The 20,564-nt window shown below is 40.2% G+C and carries 18 protein-coding genes; 14 read left to right on the forward strand and 4 right to left on the reverse strand.

The features are described 5' to 3' along the window. The first annotated feature begins 250 nt into the window (after positions 1-250). The 3 genes from PING_RS00510 (at position 251) to PING_RS00520 (ending at position 3,974) form a co-directional block, all read left to right on the forward strand. Positions 251-2,137 (forward strand): PTS mannitol transporter subunit IICBA, encoded by a 1,887-nt coding sequence (locus tag PING_RS00510; RefSeq protein WP_011768521.1) that lies wholly within the window; start codon positions 251-253, stop codon positions 2,135-2,137. A gap of 94 nt (positions 2,138-2,231) precedes the next feature. Beyond that, positions 2,232-3,380 carry a mannitol-1-phosphate 5-dehydrogenase gene (locus PING_RS00515; RefSeq protein ID WP_011768522.1) on the forward strand — a complete coding sequence of 383 codons (1,149 nt, stop codon included), beginning with the start codon at positions 2,232-2,234 and terminating at the stop codon, positions 3,378-3,380. Between the two features lie 54 nt (positions 3,381-3,434). Further along, the gene (locus tag PING_RS00520) at positions 3,435-3,974 is read left to right on the forward strand and encodes an MltR family transcriptional regulator (protein ID WP_011768523.1); all 540 of its coding nucleotides are present in this window, start codon (positions 3,435-3,437) and stop codon (positions 3,972-3,974) included. Positions 3,975-4,449: 475 nt separating this feature from the next. Here the strand turns inward: PING_RS00520 and PING_RS00525 are convergent, their stop codons facing one another. Continuing rightward, positions 4,450-5,445 carry a 2-hydroxyacid dehydrogenase gene (locus PING_RS00525; protein ID WP_011768524.1) on the reverse strand — a complete coding sequence of 332 codons (996 nt, stop codon included), beginning with the start codon at positions 5,443-5,445 and terminating at the stop codon, positions 4,450-4,452. Between the two features lie 328 nt (positions 5,446-5,773). Here PING_RS00525 and PING_RS00530 point away from each other — a divergent pair, with 328 nt between their 5' ends. Then, complete coding sequence (locus tag PING_RS00530; RefSeq protein WP_011768525.1) at positions 5,774-6,874, forward strand: hypothetical protein; 1,101 nt, start codon at positions 5,774-5,776, stop codon at positions 6,872-6,874. Between the two features lie 83 nt (positions 6,875-6,957). On the opposite strand, the gene pckA is transcribed toward PING_RS00530, so the two are convergent. From pckA to hslR, 3 genes are all read right to left on the reverse strand, one after another. Further along, positions 6,958-8,589: a phosphoenolpyruvate carboxykinase (ATP) gene (gene pckA, locus PING_RS00535; protein WP_011768526.1), complete on the reverse strand. Its 1,632-nt coding sequence runs from the start codon at positions 8,587-8,589 to the stop codon at positions 6,958-6,960. Between the two features lie 237 nt (positions 8,590-8,826). Then, positions 8,827-9,687, reverse strand: coding sequence for an Hsp33 family molecular chaperone HslO (gene hslO, locus PING_RS00540; protein ID WP_011768527.1), 861 nt, complete (start codon positions 9,685-9,687; stop codon positions 8,827-8,829). A gap of 75 nt (positions 9,688-9,762) precedes the next feature. Beyond that, positions 9,763-10,167 carry a ribosome-associated heat shock protein Hsp15 gene (hslR, locus tag PING_RS00545; RefSeq protein WP_011768528.1) on the reverse strand — a complete coding sequence of 135 codons (405 nt, stop codon included), beginning with the start codon at positions 10,165-10,167 and terminating at the stop codon, positions 9,763-9,765. 331 nt (positions 10,168-10,498) lie between these two features. On the opposite strand from hslR, the gene gspC reads away from it, so the two are divergent. The 10 genes from gspC (at position 10,499) to gspL (ending at position 20,549) form a co-directional block, all read left to right on the forward strand. Continuing rightward, positions 10,499-11,332 (forward strand): type II secretion system protein GspC, encoded by an 834-nt coding sequence (gene gspC, locus PING_RS00550; protein WP_011768529.1) that lies wholly within the window; start codon positions 10,499-10,501, stop codon positions 11,330-11,332. 93 nt (positions 11,333-11,425) lie between these two features. Beyond that, positions 11,426-13,414, forward strand: coding sequence for a type II secretion system secretin GspD (gene gspD / locus PING_RS00555; protein ID WP_011768530.1), 1,989 nt, complete (start codon positions 11,426-11,428; stop codon positions 13,412-13,414). Beyond that, positions 13,414-14,949, forward strand: a complete 1,536-nt coding sequence (gspE, locus tag PING_RS00560) for a type II secretion system ATPase GspE (protein ID WP_011768531.1) — start codon at positions 13,414-13,416, stop codon at positions 14,947-14,949. The genes gspD and gspE overlap by 1 nt, the downstream gene beginning before the upstream one ends. A 1-nt stretch (position 14,950) precedes the next feature. Then, positions 14,951-16,165, forward strand: a complete 1,215-nt coding sequence (gene gspF, locus PING_RS00565) for a type II secretion system inner membrane protein GspF (RefSeq protein ID WP_157035274.1) — start codon at positions 14,951-14,953, stop codon at positions 16,163-16,165. 83 nt (positions 16,166-16,248) lie between these two features. Next, a complete protein-coding gene (gene gspG / locus PING_RS00570; protein WP_011768533.1) occupies positions 16,249-16,683 on the forward strand; it encodes a type II secretion system major pseudopilin GspG in 435 nt (144 codons plus the stop codon). Between the two features lie 5 nt (positions 16,684-16,688). Then, a complete protein-coding gene (gene gspH / locus PING_RS00575) occupies positions 16,689-17,297 on the forward strand; it encodes a type II secretion system minor pseudopilin GspH (RefSeq protein WP_041765704.1) in 609 nt (202 codons plus the stop codon). Continuing rightward, positions 17,294-17,680: a type II secretion system minor pseudopilin GspI gene (gene gspI, locus PING_RS00580; protein ID WP_011768535.1), complete on the forward strand. Its 387-nt coding sequence runs from the start codon at positions 17,294-17,296 to the stop codon at positions 17,678-17,680. Before gspH ends, gspI begins: the two co-directional genes overlap by 4 nt. Next, a complete protein-coding gene (gene gspJ, locus PING_RS00585) occupies positions 17,667-18,302 on the forward strand; it encodes a type II secretion system minor pseudopilin GspJ (protein ID WP_011768536.1) in 636 nt (211 codons plus the stop codon). The genes gspI and gspJ overlap by 14 nt, the downstream gene beginning before the upstream one ends. Beyond that, entirely contained in the window at positions 18,302-19,285 is a 984-nt protein-coding gene (gspK, locus tag PING_RS00590; RefSeq protein WP_011768537.1) for a type II secretion system minor pseudopilin GspK, read from the forward strand. The genes gspJ and gspK overlap by 1 nt, the downstream gene beginning before the upstream one ends. A gap of 52 nt (positions 19,286-19,337) precedes the next feature. Further along, positions 19,338-20,549 carry a type II secretion system protein GspL gene (gene gspL / locus PING_RS00595; RefSeq protein WP_011768538.1) on the forward strand — a complete coding sequence of 404 codons (1,212 nt, stop codon included), beginning with the start codon at positions 19,338-19,340 and terminating at the stop codon, positions 20,547-20,549. The last annotated feature ends 15 nt before the right edge of the window (positions 20,550-20,564 follow it).

Raw genomic sequence — 20,564 nt, forward strand, 5'->3', positions numbered from 1 at the left:
GTTTGTGTGACTTATATCTCAATATATGGTTTGTATTAGCCTGTTTTATGTGTTTTGTTTTAATTTTACGGTAATATTTGTGATCTGTATCTGTTAAATATTTTGTTCTTATTGTTTTTTTGAGCTGACTGTCACGTATTGCTGTGTGCAGCATATGCTTTTGAAATAATATGGTAGATTCAGTGGAGAAAGTTTAACCTCATTAATTATTTCACCCATTTTAGGTGAAGAAAGACACTCGGAGCAAATTATGCTGTCATCACAATCCAAGATTAAAGTACAAAACTTTGGTCGCTTATTGTCAAATATGGTTATGCCAAATATTGGCGCCTTTATCGCATGGGGTTTAATTACCGCATTATTTATTCCAACGGGGTGGATACCTAACGAAACATTAGCCACCATGGTTGGGCCGATGATCAAATATATGCTGCCGCTCTTAATTGGTTATACCGGTGGTAAAATTATAGCCGGAGAGCGTGGTGCCGTTGTAGGTGCAATAGCGACAATGGGTGTGATTGTTGGTACAGATATTCCAATGTTTATGGGTGCGATGATTGTTGGTCCGTTAGGCGGCCTGGCAATTAAGAAATTTGATGCTGCCATTCACGGTAAAGTGAAAAGCGGTTTTGAAATGTTGGTTAACAACTTTTCATCCGGTATTATTGGTATGGTGCTAGCGATTATTGCTTACGTAGTGATTGGTCCTGCTGTTAAAATGTTATCGACAGCCCTTGCTGCTGGTGTTGATGTTTTAGTGGTCAATAACCTGCTTCCTTTGACTTCTATTTTTGTTGAACCGGCAAAGATTTTGTTCCTTAATAATGCGATTAACCATGGTATTTTTACGCCGCTGGGTATTGCGCAGTCAGAGTCTCTTGGTCAATCTGTTTTCTTCTTAATTGAAGCAAACCCAGGTCCAGGTTTAGGTCTTCTTTTAGCCTACATGGTGTTCGGTAAAGGTTCTGCAAAAGAAACAGCTCCTGGTGCCGTCATTATCCACTTCTTTGGTGGTATCCATGAAATTTACTTCCCTTATGTATTGATGAATCCGCGTCTTATCCTATCTGTTATTGCAGGTGGTATGACAGGCGTATTCGTTCTTACTCTATTCGATGCCGGTCTTATCTCTCCTGCATCTCCTGGTTCTATCTTTGCTGTTTTAGCCATGACGCCTAAAGGCGCATATATGGGTATTCTTCTATCTGTTGCTGCTGCTGCCGCTGTTTCTTTTGTTGTGGCATCTATTCTGATGAAAACACAAAAAACGGTTGCCGGTGATGAAGTTGCACTGGAAGAAGCTGCAAACCAAATGCGCGACATGAAGCAAAGCGCTAAAGGTCAAGCAACAGGAAATGACCGCGTTGATATGTCTGCCGTTAAAAAAATCATTGTTGCTTGTGATGCAGGTATGGGTTCAAGTGCAATGGGCGCAAGTCTATTACGCAAAAAAGTGCAAGCTGCAAATTTAAATATTGAAGTGATTAATACTGCGATCAATGATTTACCCGGTGATGTTGATATTGTTGTTACTCATAAAGATTTAACCGACAGAGCACGTAAGCATGCGCCCAATGCACAGCATATTTCATTAACTAATTTCTTAGATAATGCGATGTATGACAATTTGGTGAAAGATCTTAAATCTGCCGGTAATGCACCTGCTGCAAATGCACCAGAAGGTGATGCAAAAAAGTCTGAAGGTCCTTTGAAATTAACCGATAAAAATATCTTCTTAGGGCTTAAACCTGCAACCAAGGAAGAGGCGATTAAATTTGCTGGTGAGCAGTTGATTGCTTTGAATTATGTTGAGCCTGAATATCTACAGGGTATGTTTGATAGAGAAAAATTAGTATCAACTTATTTAGGTGAATCGATAGCGGTTCCTCACGGTACTATTGAGACAAAAAAACATGTTCTTAAAACCGGTATCGTATTTTGTCAGTACCCGGCAGGTATTCAGTGGGGTGAAGATGAAGACGATGTTGCAATTCTGGTTATTGGTATTGCAGCGCAGGGTGATCAACATATTCATGTGATCACCGCCATCACCAATGCACTTGATGATGAAGAAGCAATAGAATGTTTAAAAACAACAGTTAATAAAGAAGATGTACTGAAAATTTTAAATAACTAGAAGCTTCTTAAGGTAGCTGCTTCGATTGAGGTGGCCGATTAAATATTCGAGGCTAGATTTTCTAGCCTTTTTTAATTTTAGGGAAATATTTATTATGAAAGCGATACATTTTGGCGCGGGTAATATTGGCCGTGGTTTTATTGGTAAAGTTTTATCGGATGCAGGTATTAAAGTCACCTTTGCCGATGTCAATAAAACGGTTGTAAATGCCCTGATAGCGCGAAATGAATATGATGTAAATGTTGTTGGTGCAGACTGTGTGGTTGAAAAAGTAACTAATGTTACTGCTGTTAATTCGGCTGGTTCTGAGATTGTTAAATTGATTGCAGAGTCTGATTTAGTCACCACGGCGGTAGGCCCTACCGTATTGAATATTATTGCAAAAACAATTGCTGATGCTATCGAGCTGCGTTTAAACAGCGGCAATAAGTTTCCGTTAAATATTATTGCCTGTGAAAATATGGTTCGTGGTACCAGCCAGCTAAAAGCGCAGGTATTCAAATATCTACCCGAGTCTTTGCATGTTCAATCTGACCAGACTATTGGTTTTGTTGATTGTGCTGTTGATCGTATTGTACCGCCAGCTGAAGCGGGAGAAACGGATCCATTAGCAGTAACCGTTGAAACCTTTAGCGAATGGATTGTTGACCAAACACAATTTAAAGGTGAAATTCCAACTATTAAAGGGATGGAATGCACTGATAATTTAATGGCCTTTGTTGAGCGTAAATTATTTACGTTAAATACCGGGCATCTGATCACTGCATACTTAGGTGTGCTTGCCGGTTACGAGACTATTAAAGAATCAATTGAAGATGAGGCTATTCGATCCGATGTAACCGCTGCTATGCAGGAAAGCGGTGAAGTTTTAATACGTCGCTATGGTTTTGACCCACAAGCCCACGCGGCTTATATTCAAAAAATATTAGGTCGTTTTGCGAATCCCTATTTACGCGATGAGGTGGATCGTGTTGGTCGCCAGCCAATCCGTAAATTAAGTGCAAACGATCGTTTAATTAAGCCTCTTAACGGTACATTAGAGTATGGCTTACCTAATGGGCATTTAATTAAGGGGATTGCTGCAGCATTCCTATATAAAAATGATCAAGATCCTCAAGCCGTTGAGTTGCAGGCCATGTTCGCGGAAAAGGGGTTAGCTGCAACATTAGCACATTATTCCGGGCTGGCTGTTGACAGTGAAACTGTTAAACTGGTCGAACAAGCTTACCAAAGCCTAAAATGATGACTCAATTCCAGTGCCGCTTTTGCGGCACTTATTTATTTTATTAGAAAAATTATGACAAAATTTGCCCGTTTAAAATTTGATATTGATATTGTAGAAACGCTTTCTGAAGCAGAAACACCCTATGATTTTTTTACCGCCAGTTTTGATCTTTTTGAAGATGCTGTTGATATCTTAATTCAAAATGTTTTTAGAAAAGATGATTATGCAGTGAAATATGCTGTTGAACCCTTATTAAGCCGTGATGGTCCGTTGGCTCATTTACCTGTTCGTATCAAACTGTTATACGGATTGGGGCTGTTATCTCAGGGCTCCTATCAGGATATTGAGAAGTTTATTGGGTTAAAAGAATTTGTTCAGTCAGAAGGTGAATCAATAGAGTTTCTTTCACTTGCTCTCATTGAACGTTTAAATGCTATTCGTGCGGTGGCTAAAATACTGCCTCCCAACTTAGGTGATAATCAATTAGAAGAAAGCTCTCATTATATAGTGCAAATGAAACTGGAGCAGAATAGACAGGTCATTAAGTCCTCATTGATTCTGGCAATCACTGAAATCATCAAAGAACTGCATAGAGATACTCCCTTAAGCTAAATATCTTATATTGACCCAAATAATTTTAGACAGGGCAAAGAAAGCCTCTGTTGTTAGTGCTCATTAATACTCTAATCCCTTGATTATTTTAATGAAGTGATGGGAAATATTTTTAATTTTAATACTTTTTGTGGCGCTTCATTTTCCACAAAAACAGCAGCTGTCCAGATCGCTTCAATTACCCTTTGCAGCGCCAGCGCTTTGTTATGATCTAATGTTAGCGTTATAAACTCATCCGGTCATTAAGTTATCATATTGATAGTAAGTACATACTTTAAGCTTGACTGGGATCACTGCTGCCTACTATGCCCATAGTTTACTGATACTTTACAACTATTAATTAATGCTCAAATTTAACTTACTTCATTACCATTAGGTTTACCTGAAGCAAAACAGTTTAAGTTATCCAGGGTTGTTTGGGCAATACTGGTTAATGCTTCTCGGATTAAAAATGCTTATTGATGCCCGCTAAAATTTAACTCACTTCATTACCATTAGGTTTACTTGAAGCAAAACAGTTTAAGTTATCCAGGGTTGTTTGGGCAATACTGGTTAAGGCTTCTCGGGTTAAAAATGCTTGATGACCTGTAAAGATAACATTGTGACACGAAGATAAACGGCGAAACACATCATCGGTGATAATTTCATTGGAGTGATCGTCAAAAAAAAGAGAGTCTTCCTCTTCGTAAACATCCAAGCCTAATGCGCCTATTTTTTTACTTTTCAGCGCATCGATTGAATCTTTGGCATTTATTAAAGCGCCACGGCTGGTATTAATGATCATCACGCCCTCTTTCATTTGCGCAAAAGATTCTCTATTAAGCAGGTGGTAATTATCGTCAGTTAACGGGCAATGCAGGGTGATAGCATCACTTCGTGTAAATAACTCTGTTAATGAAACATAGTTAGCGCCAAGTTCAATTGCCTGTGCAGATGGGTAGGGATCATAAGCTAAAATCTCACAGCCAAATCCCTTTAGAATACGCATGGTTGCAAGACCAATTTTACCTGTGCCGATAACACCCATGGTTTTACCAAACATATTAAACCCAACTAATCCATCGAGTGAAAAATTGGCATCACGGGTGCGTTGATAAGCTTTATGAATACGTCTGTTTAAGGTCATCATTAATGCAATAGCGTGTTCGGCAACGGCTTCCGGTGAGTATGCCGGCACGCGCATGATAGTCAGGCCTAATTTTTTGCTAACCGCTAAATTTATATTGTTAAAACCGGCACAGCGCATCACGATAAGCTTAATGCCTAGGCTTGCGAGTTCAGTTAATACAGGACCTGCGAGATCATCGTTCACGAATGCACAGACCGCATCATAACCCTTAGCCAGTTGGCTGGTATGAATATCTAAGCGGGTATCAAAATACTTTATCTGTATTGATTCCTGCTGAACAGCTAATAGTGGATCGAAATGTTTAATATCATAATTGCGGGTACTGAACATGGCAACTTTCATAATAGAATTCCCAAGATTGATAAAAAAATAACATGCTTGTTTTATAACTGGTTTTAAAATAGGGAGAAAAAATTAATTATTAAAGGGGCTATATAACAGAAAAAATTAACCGCCTTTGTGAAAAAGAGTCTTATTTTCTGGTTACCCTGCCTGCAGACAGTGAGGCTGCTCTTTCTAATTTTTCATATGCAAAACCAATGTAAACACAGTGGTATACTTTATCTAACCATACTGCTTGAAATTTTATCTGTAAAGCTGTGAGCACCCTGCAACAGTGTTTTTTTTAATTTTTTTGCTGTTTTTTTAACAGTTTTAAATGGAGTTTTTTATGCATCTGTGTTTTTCGATAACCGCACATGGCTTTGGACATGCCGCAATTTCATGCGCTGTTATTAATCAAGTAAAAGAAAAATATCCTAATATAAAAATTACTGTGCTCAGTTTAGTTTCTAGAGTTTATTTGCAGTCACGCTTGACCTGTGAGTTTGAATTGATCCCGTTGGGGAATGATTTTGGTATGTTAATGGTTTCTCCCGTTGAGGTGGATGTACAAGCAAGTGCACTTAAATATTTATCTCTTTATGACAACTGGCAGAAGGCTGTTGAGCAAGAGAAGCTGATTTTAGAACAGATTAAACCTGACTGTCTGATTAGCAATATTTCACCTGTTAGTTTGGATGCGGCGATGCAGTTGAATATCCCTACGGCGTCGGTTGCACCTTTTAATTGGGCTCAAATTTATCAAGCCTATTGCCTTAAACCCGAGCAACCAGAAATAAATAAGGCAAAATCTATTTTTGATAAAATGGTCTCTATCTATGAGAAGGTTGATTTCATTTATAAACCTTTGCCCTCGGTGCCTTTTACTAAGGAAAAAGAAATACAGGTAGCTAGTATCTGTGATCACCCACCGCTCCCCTCTGTGCCGTTATTGCAAAAACTACCGGCCGGTACAGATAAAATTGGCTTAGTCGCATTGGGTGGTTTACCAATGCGACTGGATCTTGAAAATTGGCCTCACATAACAGGGTGGCATTGGCTGGTGGATCAGAATGCCGGTCAGTTGCGTGATGATATGAGTCAATTAACTGAGTTACCTTTCTCTTTTTTACAGTTACTTAGCTGCTCTGATCTGATTTTAACAAAACCTGGATATGGCACCTATTGTGAAATTGCGGCTATCGCCAAATATCAAAAAGTAAGGGTCATTAGTATCGAACGTCCAGATTGGCCAGAAACACCCTTTTTAAACCAGTTTTTAAGTGCACGGGTACCTTTTGTCGAAATAAAGCTTTCGCAGCTGAGCAACGATTCTTTAACAACGGTTATTAAGCAATTGGATCGGCTTGATTACCCACGGATTCAGGCTTGCGAAGATGGGGCAGTGCAGTTAGTCATCCATCTGCTTGGGCAGTTGAATAATGGGTAGAAGAGTCTATGATTGATATTTTAATTAAAAAAAAGCCAGTCAAGAGGGAACTTAACTGGCTTAGATTCAACCTTTTTTATAAATTAAACAAGTAGTTTGGTTAATTGTGGTCCTGCAGAAACAAGGGCTAGCCCTTCTGCTTTATCGGTATAACGGGCAAAGTTATTAATAAACAGATTTGATAATTCTTCTGCTTTTGTTTCCCACTCGGCAGGCGTTGCATAGGTATCGCGCGGATCAAGAATGTCGCTGCGAGCACCGGGTAAAGCTAATGGAACTTCCAGGTTAAAGTATGGGATTGTTTTAGTGGGTGCGTCTTCAATTGATCCATTTAAGATAGAGTCAATAATGGCACGAGTATCTTTGATTGAGATGCGCTTACCTGAGCCATTCCAACCTGTATTAACAAGGTATGCTTCTGCACCACTTGCTTCCATACGTTTAACTAGCTGCTCAGCATATTGTGTTGGGTGTAGCAGTAAAAATGCAGCTCCAAAACAAGCAGAGAAGGTCGGTGTTGGCTCGGTAATACCACGCTCAGTACCTGCTAATTTTGCGGTAAAGCCCGACAGGAAGTGATACTGCGCTTGCGCTTTAGTCAGTTTGGAAACTGGGGGTAAAACACCAAAAGCATCAGCAGTTAAGAAAATAACTTTCTTGGCATGGCCGCCTTTCGATACAGGTTTTACAATATTTTCAATATGATAAATAGGGTATGAAACACGTCCATTTTCAGTTTTACTTGCATCATCATAATCGACAACACCATCAGCGCCGACAACCACATTTTCAAGTAATGCATCGCGTCTAATCGCGTTAAAAATCTCAGGTTCAGCTTCTTCGCTTAAACGGACAGTTTTAGCGTAACAACCACCTTCAAAGTTAAATACACCGTCATCATCCCAGCCATGTTCATCATCACCAATTAATTTACGTTTTGGATCCGTTGACAGGGTGGTTTTACCGGTACCTGATAAACCAAAGAAAATCGCAGTATCGCCAGCTTCACCCACATTGGCTGAACAATGCATAGATGCCATGCCATTAAGGGGTAACAGGTAGTTCATCACTGAAAACAGCCCTTTTTTCATTTCACCGCCGTACCAGGTGCCACCGATCAATTGAATTTTTTCTGTAAGATTAAAAGCAACAAAGTTTTCAGAGTTTAATCCGTGAGATTTCCACTCTTGATTGGTTGTTTTAGAGCCATTCATTACAACAAAATCGGGTTCAAAATCAACAAGTTCATCTTGCGTAGGGCGGATGAACATATTGGTTACAAAATGTGCCTGCCAGGCAACTTCCATAATAAAACGAACTTTTAAGCGGGAGTTTTCATTTGCTCCGCAAAAAGCGTCAACCACAAAGAGTTGTTTAGTGGAAAGATCTTTGGCTACGATTTTTTTTAAATAATCCCAAGTCCCCTGATCGATAGCTTTATTATCATTTTTACCCTGGTCACTCCACCAAACTGTGTCGCGAGTAGTATCATCTTTAACAATATATTTATCTTTTGGGGAGCGGCCGGTAAAAATACCCGTATCAACCGCGATAGTACCATTTGAAGTGACGGTACATTTTTCAAATCCCTCTAAATTTTCTGCTATCTCTTCTTCATAGAGTTTGTCATAACTCGGATTGTAGATAACTTCTGGAATGTCTGTGATACCGTATTGACTTAATGTTTCAGCAGAAAATGTGTTCGTCGTAGCCATGTTCAATTTCCCTCAGGTAGTGTTTATTTAATGAATATTGCCTAGCCATTAAATTGTATAAAAATGAGACTTACAGGGTAAGGTATTAGAGGATGTATTTAGGAGATCTAGTTCAAATAATGAGAGATTTTTGTTAAAGAAAGGACATTTACATGAATATAATGCAACTGATTCTCGGTTTTTGTGTTACTCAGCTGCTTTTCTGGTTTAAAGCAGCTGCCCCTTGGGGATTTATTCTTAGTGTTGCAGGCCCTGTTCGTCATGCAATAATATTTGTAAATCATCCTTCTCAAAGTGATAATCACTCGCACAGTATTCACAGTGCATATCAATACTGCCCTGTTCATTCAACATTTCAAGGATCTCGTCTGCTGTGATTGAAGCTAGCGATGTTAAACAGCGTTCTTTTGAGCAGCTACATTTAAAGCTAATTGGTTGAATTTCAAATAATCGCACTTTTTCTTGATGATATAAACGATACAGTAATTCATCGTTTGATAAGGTATAGAGCTCTTCCTCTTTCACTGTAGAAGCTAATGCGGAAACATGCTGAAAATCCGCTTCATGGTTCTCATCAACAGCAGGTAAAGTTTGTAATAATAAACCTGCTGCTTGTGCTTTGTTTTTAACACTGGCATGTAAAATGATACGCGTTGCTAATTGCTCCGATTTAATAAAATAATCCTCTAAACATTCGCTTAACGAATCTTTCTCTAAAGCCACAATCCCTTGATAACGCTCACCCTCTTCAGGTGAGATAGTAATCATTAAGTGCCCTTTACCAACAAGTTGTTTAAAAGACAAACCCGTCGTGTCGCCGGTAACATTCGCGGTACCACGGATTTCCAGATTCTGATTGGCATTTATGACCGCCGTATTTAACGGCCCGTCACCCTGTAACTGCACTGTAATTTTACCATTGAATTTTAATGTTGCTGTTATTAGACTGGTCGCGATTAACAACTCACCAACAAGATTAGCGACTTCAGTACTATAATCATGTTTTTTAATGATGTCGTTAAAGCTATTATGGGCCTGGGCTATTTCACCCCGAATTTGGTAGGCATCAAAAATAAAGCGTTGTAGTTGGTCATTCATGATTTTTTACTCTCTGCACTGTTGTGCTGGTTTTATGCTGTGGGTTTATTAGTGTTCACAAATAGCTGTATAATATTAATCGAAGTTAGCTGTGTTACGCTCAATTTTGGCTTGGATTAACTCTCTACGCTGTTTTTTATCTGGTTTTTTATTAGGATGCGGTGCATTTTGTAAACTTAGTTTGCGTAATATTTGGTGTTCCTCACGTTTTTTTATACTGTCGCTTGTTTCTTTATATAAGGTTTCGGCAATAGGTGCGCCGCGGCGTTGCTCAGATAAAATTTCGACTGAAACGTGTTTTATCATCTCGCCTTGACGGATTGATAATACTGCACCAAGTTCTACTATTTTACTCGCTTTAGCACGTTGTCCATTAAAGCGTACTTTGCCGCCCTGGATCATCTCTCGCGCCGTGCTGCGTGTTTTGTAAAAACGGGCAGCCCATAACCACTTATCTAAACGAATCTTTTTATCAGTCATTTTTCAACCTCTATCGATAAATCTTGAGTATAACAAATTAGCATTTTTCACCATGATTTTTTTGCCTATTCTCAATAAATAAACCATATCTTACTTATTGAGGGTCACATTTGGTTTTTTTCTTATCTACAATGTTCCATTTATGTACTTGTCTGATATATAACGCTAACATGTCAAGGGTATGGGGTTTTAGTCATAACCTATGGGAATTAGTTTATTTAGGAGAGTTAGGTTCTTCTTCTAAATAAAAAAGTGAACAGGTATAACTATAACTATTACTTTTATCTGCTCCCTCTTTAATTAAAAATTCCAAATAAAACAGGATATTTTAGTGCCGTTATCTATTTTTTTACAAAAACTGCCAAACATAGTACTGCTCTTGTTAGTTGCTTTGTTAGCATACCAACTTGCCTTGTTTACCTGGTCGTTATTGCCTGTTGAAAAATCTGCAGGGCAGTGGGCTATGCCCGAAATAACCGGGCTAAATAGTGCTAATAATATTGATAGTGACAAGCTCAAAGGCCTGCAGCTTTTTGGGAAAACTGTCGCACCTGCTGCTAAGCCTAAAAAGCGATTGTTGCCCGAGACAATGAGTGCAACAAAACTGAATTTAACGTTGGCTGGTGTGGTTGCTGCCTCTGACCCGTTATATTCGAGTGCAATTATTGCCAATAATGGAAGGCAGGACAGTTATTTTATTAACTCTAAGATCGAAGGCACAAGTGCTTTCGTTTATGAAATTTATGAGGATCATATCGTTCTTGATGAAAATGGTACTTATCAGATCTTAATGTTGGATGGATTTGATACGGCTAATAATAGATCCTCCAAAGAAACGCCGACTCAAGCCCCAATGAAAGAAATCGCTTTAGACCGTAGCGAAATATTAAAAGATCCGAGTAAGTTAACTAACTACATTAATATTTCGCCCGTGCGAGAGGGAAGTGAAATTAAAGGTTACCGCCTCACTCCCGGTCGTGATCCGGCCTTATTTGAACAGGCCGGTTTAGAAAATGGAGATTTGGTCGTCGAGTTAAATGGCGTTGATCTCACGAATATGGCAGAGTCGATGTCTTTAATGCAAGAGTTCCCAACAATGACCGAGATTAGCTTAACAGTTGACCGCGAAGGTCAGTTATATGAGCTGTATTTTAGTATTCCATAGCTTACATGCATGGATGATGATTGCAGTAAACTATATTGTAGAGCGTAAATAGTTAATTTGCCGTGACAGTAATAATTTGGAGTTTTAATAAAGATGAATCTTTTCATGATACAAAAAAAATTATCTAAGCAATTAATTTTCAGTTTGTTGGTTTTATTGATTTGTGCGATTAATGCAGGGCGTGTATCTGCCACTGAATATTCGGCCAGTTTCAAAAATGCGGATATTAATGAGTTTATCAATATCGTTGGTAAAAATTTAAATAAAACTATTATATTAGATCCGTCGGTGCGTGGCAGCATCAATGTACGCAGTTACGATTTGTTAAATGAAAGACAGTATTATCAGTTTTTCTTAAATGTCTTAGAGGTTTATGGCTTCGCTACTGTTGAAATGGAGAATGGTATAGTCAAAGTAGTTAAAGCCAAGGACGCTAAAACAGCTGCTATCCCTGTTGTTGATGATGGCACAACCTATATCGGTGACCAAATGGTGACCCGGGTAGTCCCTGTTACTAACGTTTCCGTGCGTGAGTTAGCCCCTCTATTGCGGCAATTAAATGATAATGCCGGCGGGGGTAATGTGGTGCATTATGACCCTTCCAACGTCTTAATGATCACCGGCCGAGCTGCTGTTGTTAATCGTTTGGTAGAGATTGTTAATCGGGTCGATAAGGCAGGTGATCAGGAAGTTGATATCATTAAACTTAAATATGCCAGCGCGCTGGAGATGGTTAAAATTGTTGATGCGATTCAGGGATCGTCAAGCGGGGCAAAAAATATCAGCTCATCTGTTTTACAGCCTAAATTAGTGGCTGATGAACGTACTAACTCGGTTATTATCAGCGGCGAACCTAAATCGCGATCGCGCATTGTTAAGTTAATTAAATCATTAGATGCTGAACTGTTGAATGAGGGTAATACACAGGTTTTTTACCTTAAATATGCAAGTGCTCAGGAAGTAGTTGATGTATTAAAAGGGGTTAGTAAAAGTATTGATAGTCCCCAGGGAAATGCGGCAGGCCAATCGGGCTCTGCTCAAGGGGGCCTCAGTATTGAAGCGCATGAAGGTACTAATGCGATTGTTGTTTCTGCACAACCGGCTCTGATGTCATCATTAACCAGTATTATTCGTCAATTAGATATTCGCCGTGCGCAAGTTTTAGTAGAAGCTATTATTGTCGAGGTTTCTGAAGGTGATGGTATTAATCTTAACGTTCAATGGGGAACCACCAATGGTGGCACACAATTCCAGGATAGTGCTGTCACGACTGGTAACATTGTAGCGGGTACACAGGACAATGATGCGGCTATTTCAGCAATAGGCAACATTTCCGGAGGAATCGCCGGTTATATAGGATCCAATTGGGGTGTTGTGCTGCAGGCATTAAGCAGCGCCACAACCTCTAATATATTAGCGACACCGAGCTTAACAACTTTGGATAATCAGGAAGCCAGTTTTATTGTCGGTGATGAAGTACCAGTTTTAACCGGCTCAACTTCCAGCGCAACTAATGATAACCCATTCCAAACCATTGAACGTAAAGAGATCGGCATTAAATTAAAGGTGACCCCGCAGATTAATGAAGGGGATTCAGTGCAAATGATCATTGAACAAGAGGTTTCAGATATTAAAAATGATACTTCCGCCGTGGATGTTATTTTTTCGACTCGTTCAGTTAAAACAACGGTATTAGCAAAGTCAGGTGAAACCATCGTAATTGGTGGTTTGATTGATGAAACTGTCAAAGAGACTGTTCAGAAAGTGCCTTTATTGGGGGATATTCCTTTGTTGGGATTCCTTTTCAGATCAACTCAAAGTAGCACAGAAAAACGCAATCTAATGATCTTCCTGCGCGCAACCATTATCCGGGATGATCAGACTATGATGAATCTTAGTACGCGGAAATATAGTTTAATTCGAGCTGTTCAGGAAAAACAGCGTGATACTGGTATTAATTTGATGCCTAACGCTACTCCTCCCATCCTGCCTGAATGGGGGCAAAGTTATGAAATTAATCCGGATCATTTCATCAAGTCAGAAAGTAAAATCAGAAAACCAACAACAGAAGGTGTGAACTAATGATCACGCCTGAGCAAGATACTTTGCAGGTGGTGGCGGCGCTCAATGAAGCTGAGCTTATTGAAGTCACGCCGGGTGGTCAGTTACCTTTCCCATTTTCAAAAAAACATGAGTTAGTGATTTTTTACGAAAATGAGAATGCACAGCTTTGTTACAAGAAAGCCCCGAGTGCTGATTTGATACTTGAAGTGCGTCGTGCGATCGGTTGTGAATTTACTTTAAAACAGGTAGATAATGTCCTTTTCGAGCAGTTAGTAACAACGGCTTATCAAACTTCTTCTTCTCAAGCACAACAATTGATGGAAGATATTGGCAGTGATGATCTTTTTACTCTGGTAGATGAATTGCCTCTGGATGAGGATTTATTAGAAACACAAGATGATGCCCCGATTATTAAATTAATTAATGCTATGTTGGGTGAGGCTATTAAAGAAGAAGCTTCCGATATTCATATCGAAACCTTTGAAAATAGTTTAGTTATTCGCTTCCGTATTGATGGTTTATTACGAGAAATTCTTAAACCACAACGTAAGTTGTCTAACTTATTGGTTTCTCGTATTAAAGTAATGGCGAAGTTAGATATTGCTGAAAAGCGGGTGCCACAGGATGGCCGTATTTCCGTACGTATTGGTGGTCGGGCGGTTGATGTGCGTGTTTCAACTATGCCTTCAAGTCATGGTGAGCGAGTTGTACTGCGTTTATTGGATAAGAATGTCATTAAATTAGACCTTGCAACCTTAGGTATGACAGAAGAAAATCACCAACTGGTGCGCGACCTTATTCATAAACCCCATGGCATTATTTTGGTCACAGGACCAACAGGTTCAGGTAAAAGTACGACCTTGTATGCCAGTTTATTAGAGATAAACTCGAAAGATCGTAATATCCTCACGGTTGAAGATCCTATTGAGTATGCCATTGATGGTGTCGGACAAACTCAGGTAAATACCAAAGTGGACATGACTTTTGCGCGGGGATTACGGGCAATTTTACGTCAGGATCCCGATGTTGTTATGATTGGTGAGATTCGTGATTTAGAAACCGCGCAGATTGCCGTACAAGCCAGTTTAACCGGACATCTGGTTTTATCAACCCTGCACACTAACAGTGCTGTGGGTGCGGTGACTCGTTTGCATGATATGGGAGTTGAGCCGTTTCTGTTATCTTCCAGTTTATTAGGGGTTTTAGCGCAACGATTAGTCAGGCGTTTATGCCCTGAATGTAGACAAACGCACACCACAACAGCACAAGAAAAGCAGATTTTAGGTTTGCAGGAAAAAGATAATGCGCGTATCTATAAAGCCAAAGGTTGCTCTCAATGCAATCAAACCGGCTATAGAGGGCGTACCGGTATCCATGAGTTATTAATCGTTGATGAGCAGGTTCGCGAATTAATTCATTCCGGAGCAGGAGAGCAGGCGGTCGAAAAATTAATTCGTCAGCGTACGCCCAGTATTCGCGATGATGGTCTAGCTAAAGTGTTAGCAGGAGTAACCACATTGGAAGAGGTTCTACGTGTAAGCAGAGAGGATTAACGTGGCAACATTTTCTTATAAAGCAATGGATGATCGAGGAAAACTGAAAAAAGGTACTGAAGAAGCTGATTCGGCACGCTTGTTGCGGCACCAGTTACGCACAGCGGGTTTAACTCCCCTTGAAATTGAAGTTGTTAGCAACGAGTCTCCAAAAAAAGGAGGCAGTCTATTCAGTAAAAAAATAAAAACCGCTGATTTAGCCTTAATTACGCGTCAATTATCGACTCTGGTTGCATCAGCCATTCCCCTTGAGGAATGTTTGCACGCAGTGGCTGAGCAGTGTGATAAACCCAACATAAAGGGCATGATTGTCTCGGTACGGGGCGGAGTGCTTGAAGGAAATAGCCTGGCAGACAGCATGCGCGCATTTCCATTGATTTTTGATAACCTGTTTTGCTCGATGGTTGCGGCGGGTGAAAAATCAGGACATCTTGATCAGGTACTGGATCGTTTGGCAGATTACGCAGAGCAACGCGAAGAGATGAAAAGCAAAATGACGCAGGCATTGATTTATCCGCTGATATTAACCTTAGTCGCCATTTCTGTTGTGGCTATTTTATTAACCTCAGTGGTGCCGCAAGTGGTTGGGCAGTTTGAACATATGAGCGCAGATCTACCCGCTTCAACTAAGTTTCTGATCGCCGCCAGCGATGGCTTAAACAGTTACGGATTAATTATTGTTATCCTTATTTTTGCTTCACTGTTTATTTTCAAAAGGTTACTTAGAAAACCTGCTAATCAGTTATTGTTTGATCAGAAACTGCTTAAATTTCCCGTTGTTGGGCGTGTCGCTAACGAACTGAATACTGCTCGTTTTGCCCGTACCTTGAGTATTCTAAATAGCAGTGCCGTGCCCTTATTAGAAGCACTGTCGATAGCCGGAAATGTATTAAGCAACCAATTTATACGTCTCAAAGTCAGTGAGGCGACGGAGCGTGTCCGAGAGGGCACAAGTCTAGGGCAAGCCTTAGACAGTACAAAATTGTTTCCTCCAATGATGTTACATATGATAAAAAGCGGGGAACGCAGTGGAGAAATAGGTAATATGCTTGAACGATCTGCTGATAATCAGGACAAACAGTTTGCGGCACAGGTAACCATTGCACTGGGTATTTTTGAACCCGCTTTGGTTATCTCCATGGCGGGTATCGTTTTATTTATCGTCATGGCAATATTACAACCCATTTTGCAGTTGAATAATATGGTGTCAGGTTAACGCGCGTATTGCCAAGGTGATAATCGCGTTAACCTGATGTTTGGCAAGTTTAAATTTGAATAACAAAATCTAGGGGCAAGATAGTGAAGAGAAACAAAAATCAACAAAAAGGTTTTACCTTACTTGAAATTATGGTGGTTATTGTCATTTTAGGAATATTAGCCTCCCTAGTAGTACCTAATTTGATGGGTAATAAGGACAAAGCCGATCGTCAAAAAGTGGTGTCGGATCTGGTTGCATTAGAAAATGCTTTAGATATGTATCGCTTAGATAACAGTTATTATCCCACTACAGATCAAGGATTAGATGCCTTGGTTGAAAAGCCGAGCGGCACACCCGCACCGCGTAATTATCGAGAAGAGGGTTACATCAGACGCCTTCCTCAGGATCCATGGGGCAATGATTATATACTGGTGAGCCCGGGAGAGCAGGGTAGAATTGATGTTTTTTCTGTTGGCCGCGATGGCGAGGAAGGCACCGATGATGATATAGGTAACTGGAACCTGGATGGGAAATAACCCCTATTTTACGCTATAAAAAGCATTTAAAAAATCCCCAGCAACACGGCTTTACTCTGCTGGAAGTGATGTTGGTGGTGTTATTAATTGGTTTGGCTTCGCTTGCGGTTGTGATGACTTTTCCTAATACTTTAAGCACTGAAAACAATGCCCGTTGGCAGGCGCAGCGTTTCGCAACGTTATTACAATTGGCCGAAGATGAGGCGCTTATTTCGGGTAATGAGCTCGGGTTAGTGATTGAAAAAAACAGTTACCAATTCGCTGTTTATGATTATTCAAAGCAACGTTGGCTAGCCGCTCGCGTGGGTGAAATAGAGGAAAAAGTCGAATTGCCTGAGCTTATCCGCCTTGAATATAGCCTGTCCGATTCGGTCTGGGGTGAAATAAGCAGCTCAGATCAGGACAGTTTTATTGAAGAATCGGAACGTGTTGATATTGAAGATGATAATAAACTAAAAACTTTAAATCCACCGATTTATGTGATGTCCAGTGGTGAGGTATCTCCTTTTTCATTGGTCTTTTCGAAGGCTGATAATGATCCTGAAAAACAATCAATAACAGTTTCCGTGAGTATGAATGGTGCGATTTCTCTCACAGAGTTGAGTAAAGAATGAAATCAGAACGAAACTCGGTTATGTATAAAGACAGCGGTATGACCTTACTTGAGGTTCTGCTGGCACTGGTTATTTTAGCGACAGCAGGACTCGCTGTTATGAACGCTGCTTCAGGTGCATTAAATAGCCAGGCTTATCTGCAGGATAAAACCTTTGCATTGTGGATTGCCAGCAATGGATTAGCGGAACTGAAGCTAGAGAACGAGTGGCCATCGAATACCTGGCGCTCCGATCAAGTTGATTTTGCTGGTAGTACTTGGTATTCACGTTACCAGGGGGTTGTCACCGTCGATGATAATTTTAAAGCGTTGGATATCGAAGTGAGTGATAAAAAAGACGGTAACGCGCTGGCTTACATTAGGACTTACATTGTCAAACCCTAATCGAACAGATAAAAAATCAATACAAGGCTTTACGCTACTGGAAGTCTTGATTGCGATCATCATTTTTGCAATGATGAGTTTGGCGGCTTATCAAGTATTGCAGGGGGTATTACGCAGTAGTGAAATAAGTAAAACACACAGCGAACGCTTAACAGAGCTGCAACGTGCGATGCTTATTATCGAGCAGGATTTCACCCAGATAGTGGCCCGAAAATCTCGCCAGGAAGGGGTAGATAAAGAAGAGTTACGCGCGTTAACTATCGGCAAAGGGTTATTCTCTTCGCAGGATCAGGGCATAGAATTTAACCGTCTGGGTTGGACAAATCCGTTAAATTTATTACCGCGCTCAAATATCTTAAGGGTCAGATACATACTGCAAGATGGGCAACTGCAGCGTTTGTATTTTCTTTATCCGGATACTGTTTCCGGACAACAGCCAGAAGTGCAAGTATTATTAAAGGATATCGAACAATTAAGCTTTCGTGTTTGGAGCAATGGCTGGAAAGAGAGTTGGTCACCGGCAGAAACACTGCCGCAAGGTATCGAAATTAATTTTACCAGCAAATATTTTGCGAATATCAGACGCGTTTTTTTAGTTTCATCTGGTGAGGTTATTGAGTGATGGCTTCGTCGTATAACAAAAAGCAACGTGGTGTTGCATTAATTACAGTATTAATGATTTTAGCCATTATGGTAACCGTTGCCGCAACAATGACCGGTCGGTTGACCATGAGTTTAAAACGCACCGAGGGGTTAATTTTTTCACAAAAAGTATATTGGTATGGTCAGGCGTCCGCGGAGCTTGGGAAAAAGATTTTAGATCAAAATTTTTCAGATAGCAGAGTGGTTAGTTTGGATCAACTGTGGGCAATCCCAAACATGGTTTTTCCTCTGGAAAACGGCAACATCGGAGGAAGAATGAGGGATTTACGCAGCTGTTTTAATGTCAATGCCCTGCAGTCGCCGGATAAGGAAGGTACCCCAGCTATCCCTTTGCGGCAATTCCAAAACTTACTGGCGGCGCTGGGTGTGAGTGAATATGGTGCGCAGATGATTGCCGAATCTACACGGGACTGGATTGACGAAGATGACAGCAACGACGCAGCTCTGGGGGCTGAAGATAGTTTTTATCAGGCAAAGAGGGTTCCACATTTAACGGCGGATAATTTAATGACCGATATCAGTGAGCTGCGCAGTATTCAGGGTGTTGGACCAAAAACATACGAAAAAATAGTGCCTTATTTGTGTGCCGTTCCAAGCCGTGTGCAGAAAATAAACGTTAATACGGTGGATATTGAACAAGCAGAAATACTCTATGCTTTATTTAAAGATGAGCTCAATATCAGTATTGATAATCTGCAAAATTTGCTTCAGAACAGACCGATAAGTGGCTGGGCAAATGTTGATGAATTTCTGGCTATGCCTCTCTTTCAGGGAGTGTCAATTTCGGCACCGCTAAAAACGCAATTAAGTGTTACCAGTGACTTTTTTCAATTAAGGGGCATTACAGAGTTTGCCGATCGACTACTTGCAATTGATCTGACCTTTCAGATCAAAGCACAACAAGCCAAGGTAATCCGCTATCAATCAGGCGGTCTTAAATGAATCTAATCTTAAATCAGATCTACAAAGCGTAAATTTAAAATGGAGAAATTTGGTGAATGAACGTTTAATTATTCGCTTAGCAAGCAGTGCTTCACAAAAAAATTATTGGCTGATATGGTCCGATAGTGAAAATGAAATTATTGCATCGGGTGAAGTGGATAATGCCGAGCAATTGAGCTTGCTGACGGAAAAAGCATTCCAACGACGGGTTATTTGTTTATTGCCGGGTGTGGATATCTGCATCAAAAAAGTGGTCATTAAAGGTGCTTTTAATCGTCAAATGCAACAGGCTTTGCCGTATTTAGTTGAAGAGGAGTTAGCCTCTGATGTGGAAAAGCTGCATTTTAATGTCATTGCCAAAGAGACTCATCTTGTGCATGTGGCTATTTGTGATAAACAAAAAATGTATGACTGGATTGACTGGTTGGAAAAAGCACAAATTAATTGTAAACAGTTTATTCCTGAAGGGCTAACTTTACCCTTACCTGAAGATGGCAAATGGCAGGCGATAAAGCTTGGAGAGCAGTGGTTAATAAGAGAAACTGCAAATATCGCCTGGAGTTGTGATCACTCTATGCTTAACACCATTTTAGAGAGCAAGTTAAAGAATTCAGCTGACGAGGATTTGGTGCCACGGATTGAAAGTTACAGTCCTGTTATTGAAGATTCAGTTGCAGAGTGGTCGAGTCATGACGCCATGTTACCGATGGAGTTGTTAGCCATTGGGACTAAAAACAACCCAGTCAATTTTCTGACCGCTGAATTTAAACCCGTAAAAGAAGTGAGCCCATATATTAAAAAATGGCGAATTCCAGCTGCTGCTGGCGTCCTGCTTTTTATCGTATCAGTGCTCAATATTTATAGCCACACCTTACAAGTTCAAGCTGAAACCGAGTTAATCCAGCAACAGGTCGAAACTATCTATAGCCAAGCATTTCCTCGGGAAAGTAAATTAAGATATGCGCGTATCAATTATAAACTCGATACAATGTTAAAAGAACTTCAAGGGAGTAGTGTGGAATTTGATTTTTTAACTGTTCTTGATGATCTTTCACCTGCACTTATGTCTCTTAAAGAATTCGAAATTTCCAGCTTGAAGTTTGACAGTAAAAAACAGGAGCTGCAGCTGGCACTGACTGCGCCAAGTTTTCAGGCCTTTGAAACATTTGCAGCTGAACTACCTGAGCATTTAAGCGCACAGCAAGGCGCGTTAAATAACAGTAAGTCGGGCGTTAGTGGCGTGCTCACGATAAGGAAAAAATAATGGTAGAGCGTTTTA

Origin of the sequence: Psychromonas ingrahamii 37, assembly GCF_000015285.1 — a bacterium.
GTDB lineage: Bacteria > Pseudomonadota > Gammaproteobacteria > Enterobacterales > Psychromonadaceae > Psychromonas > Psychromonas ingrahamii.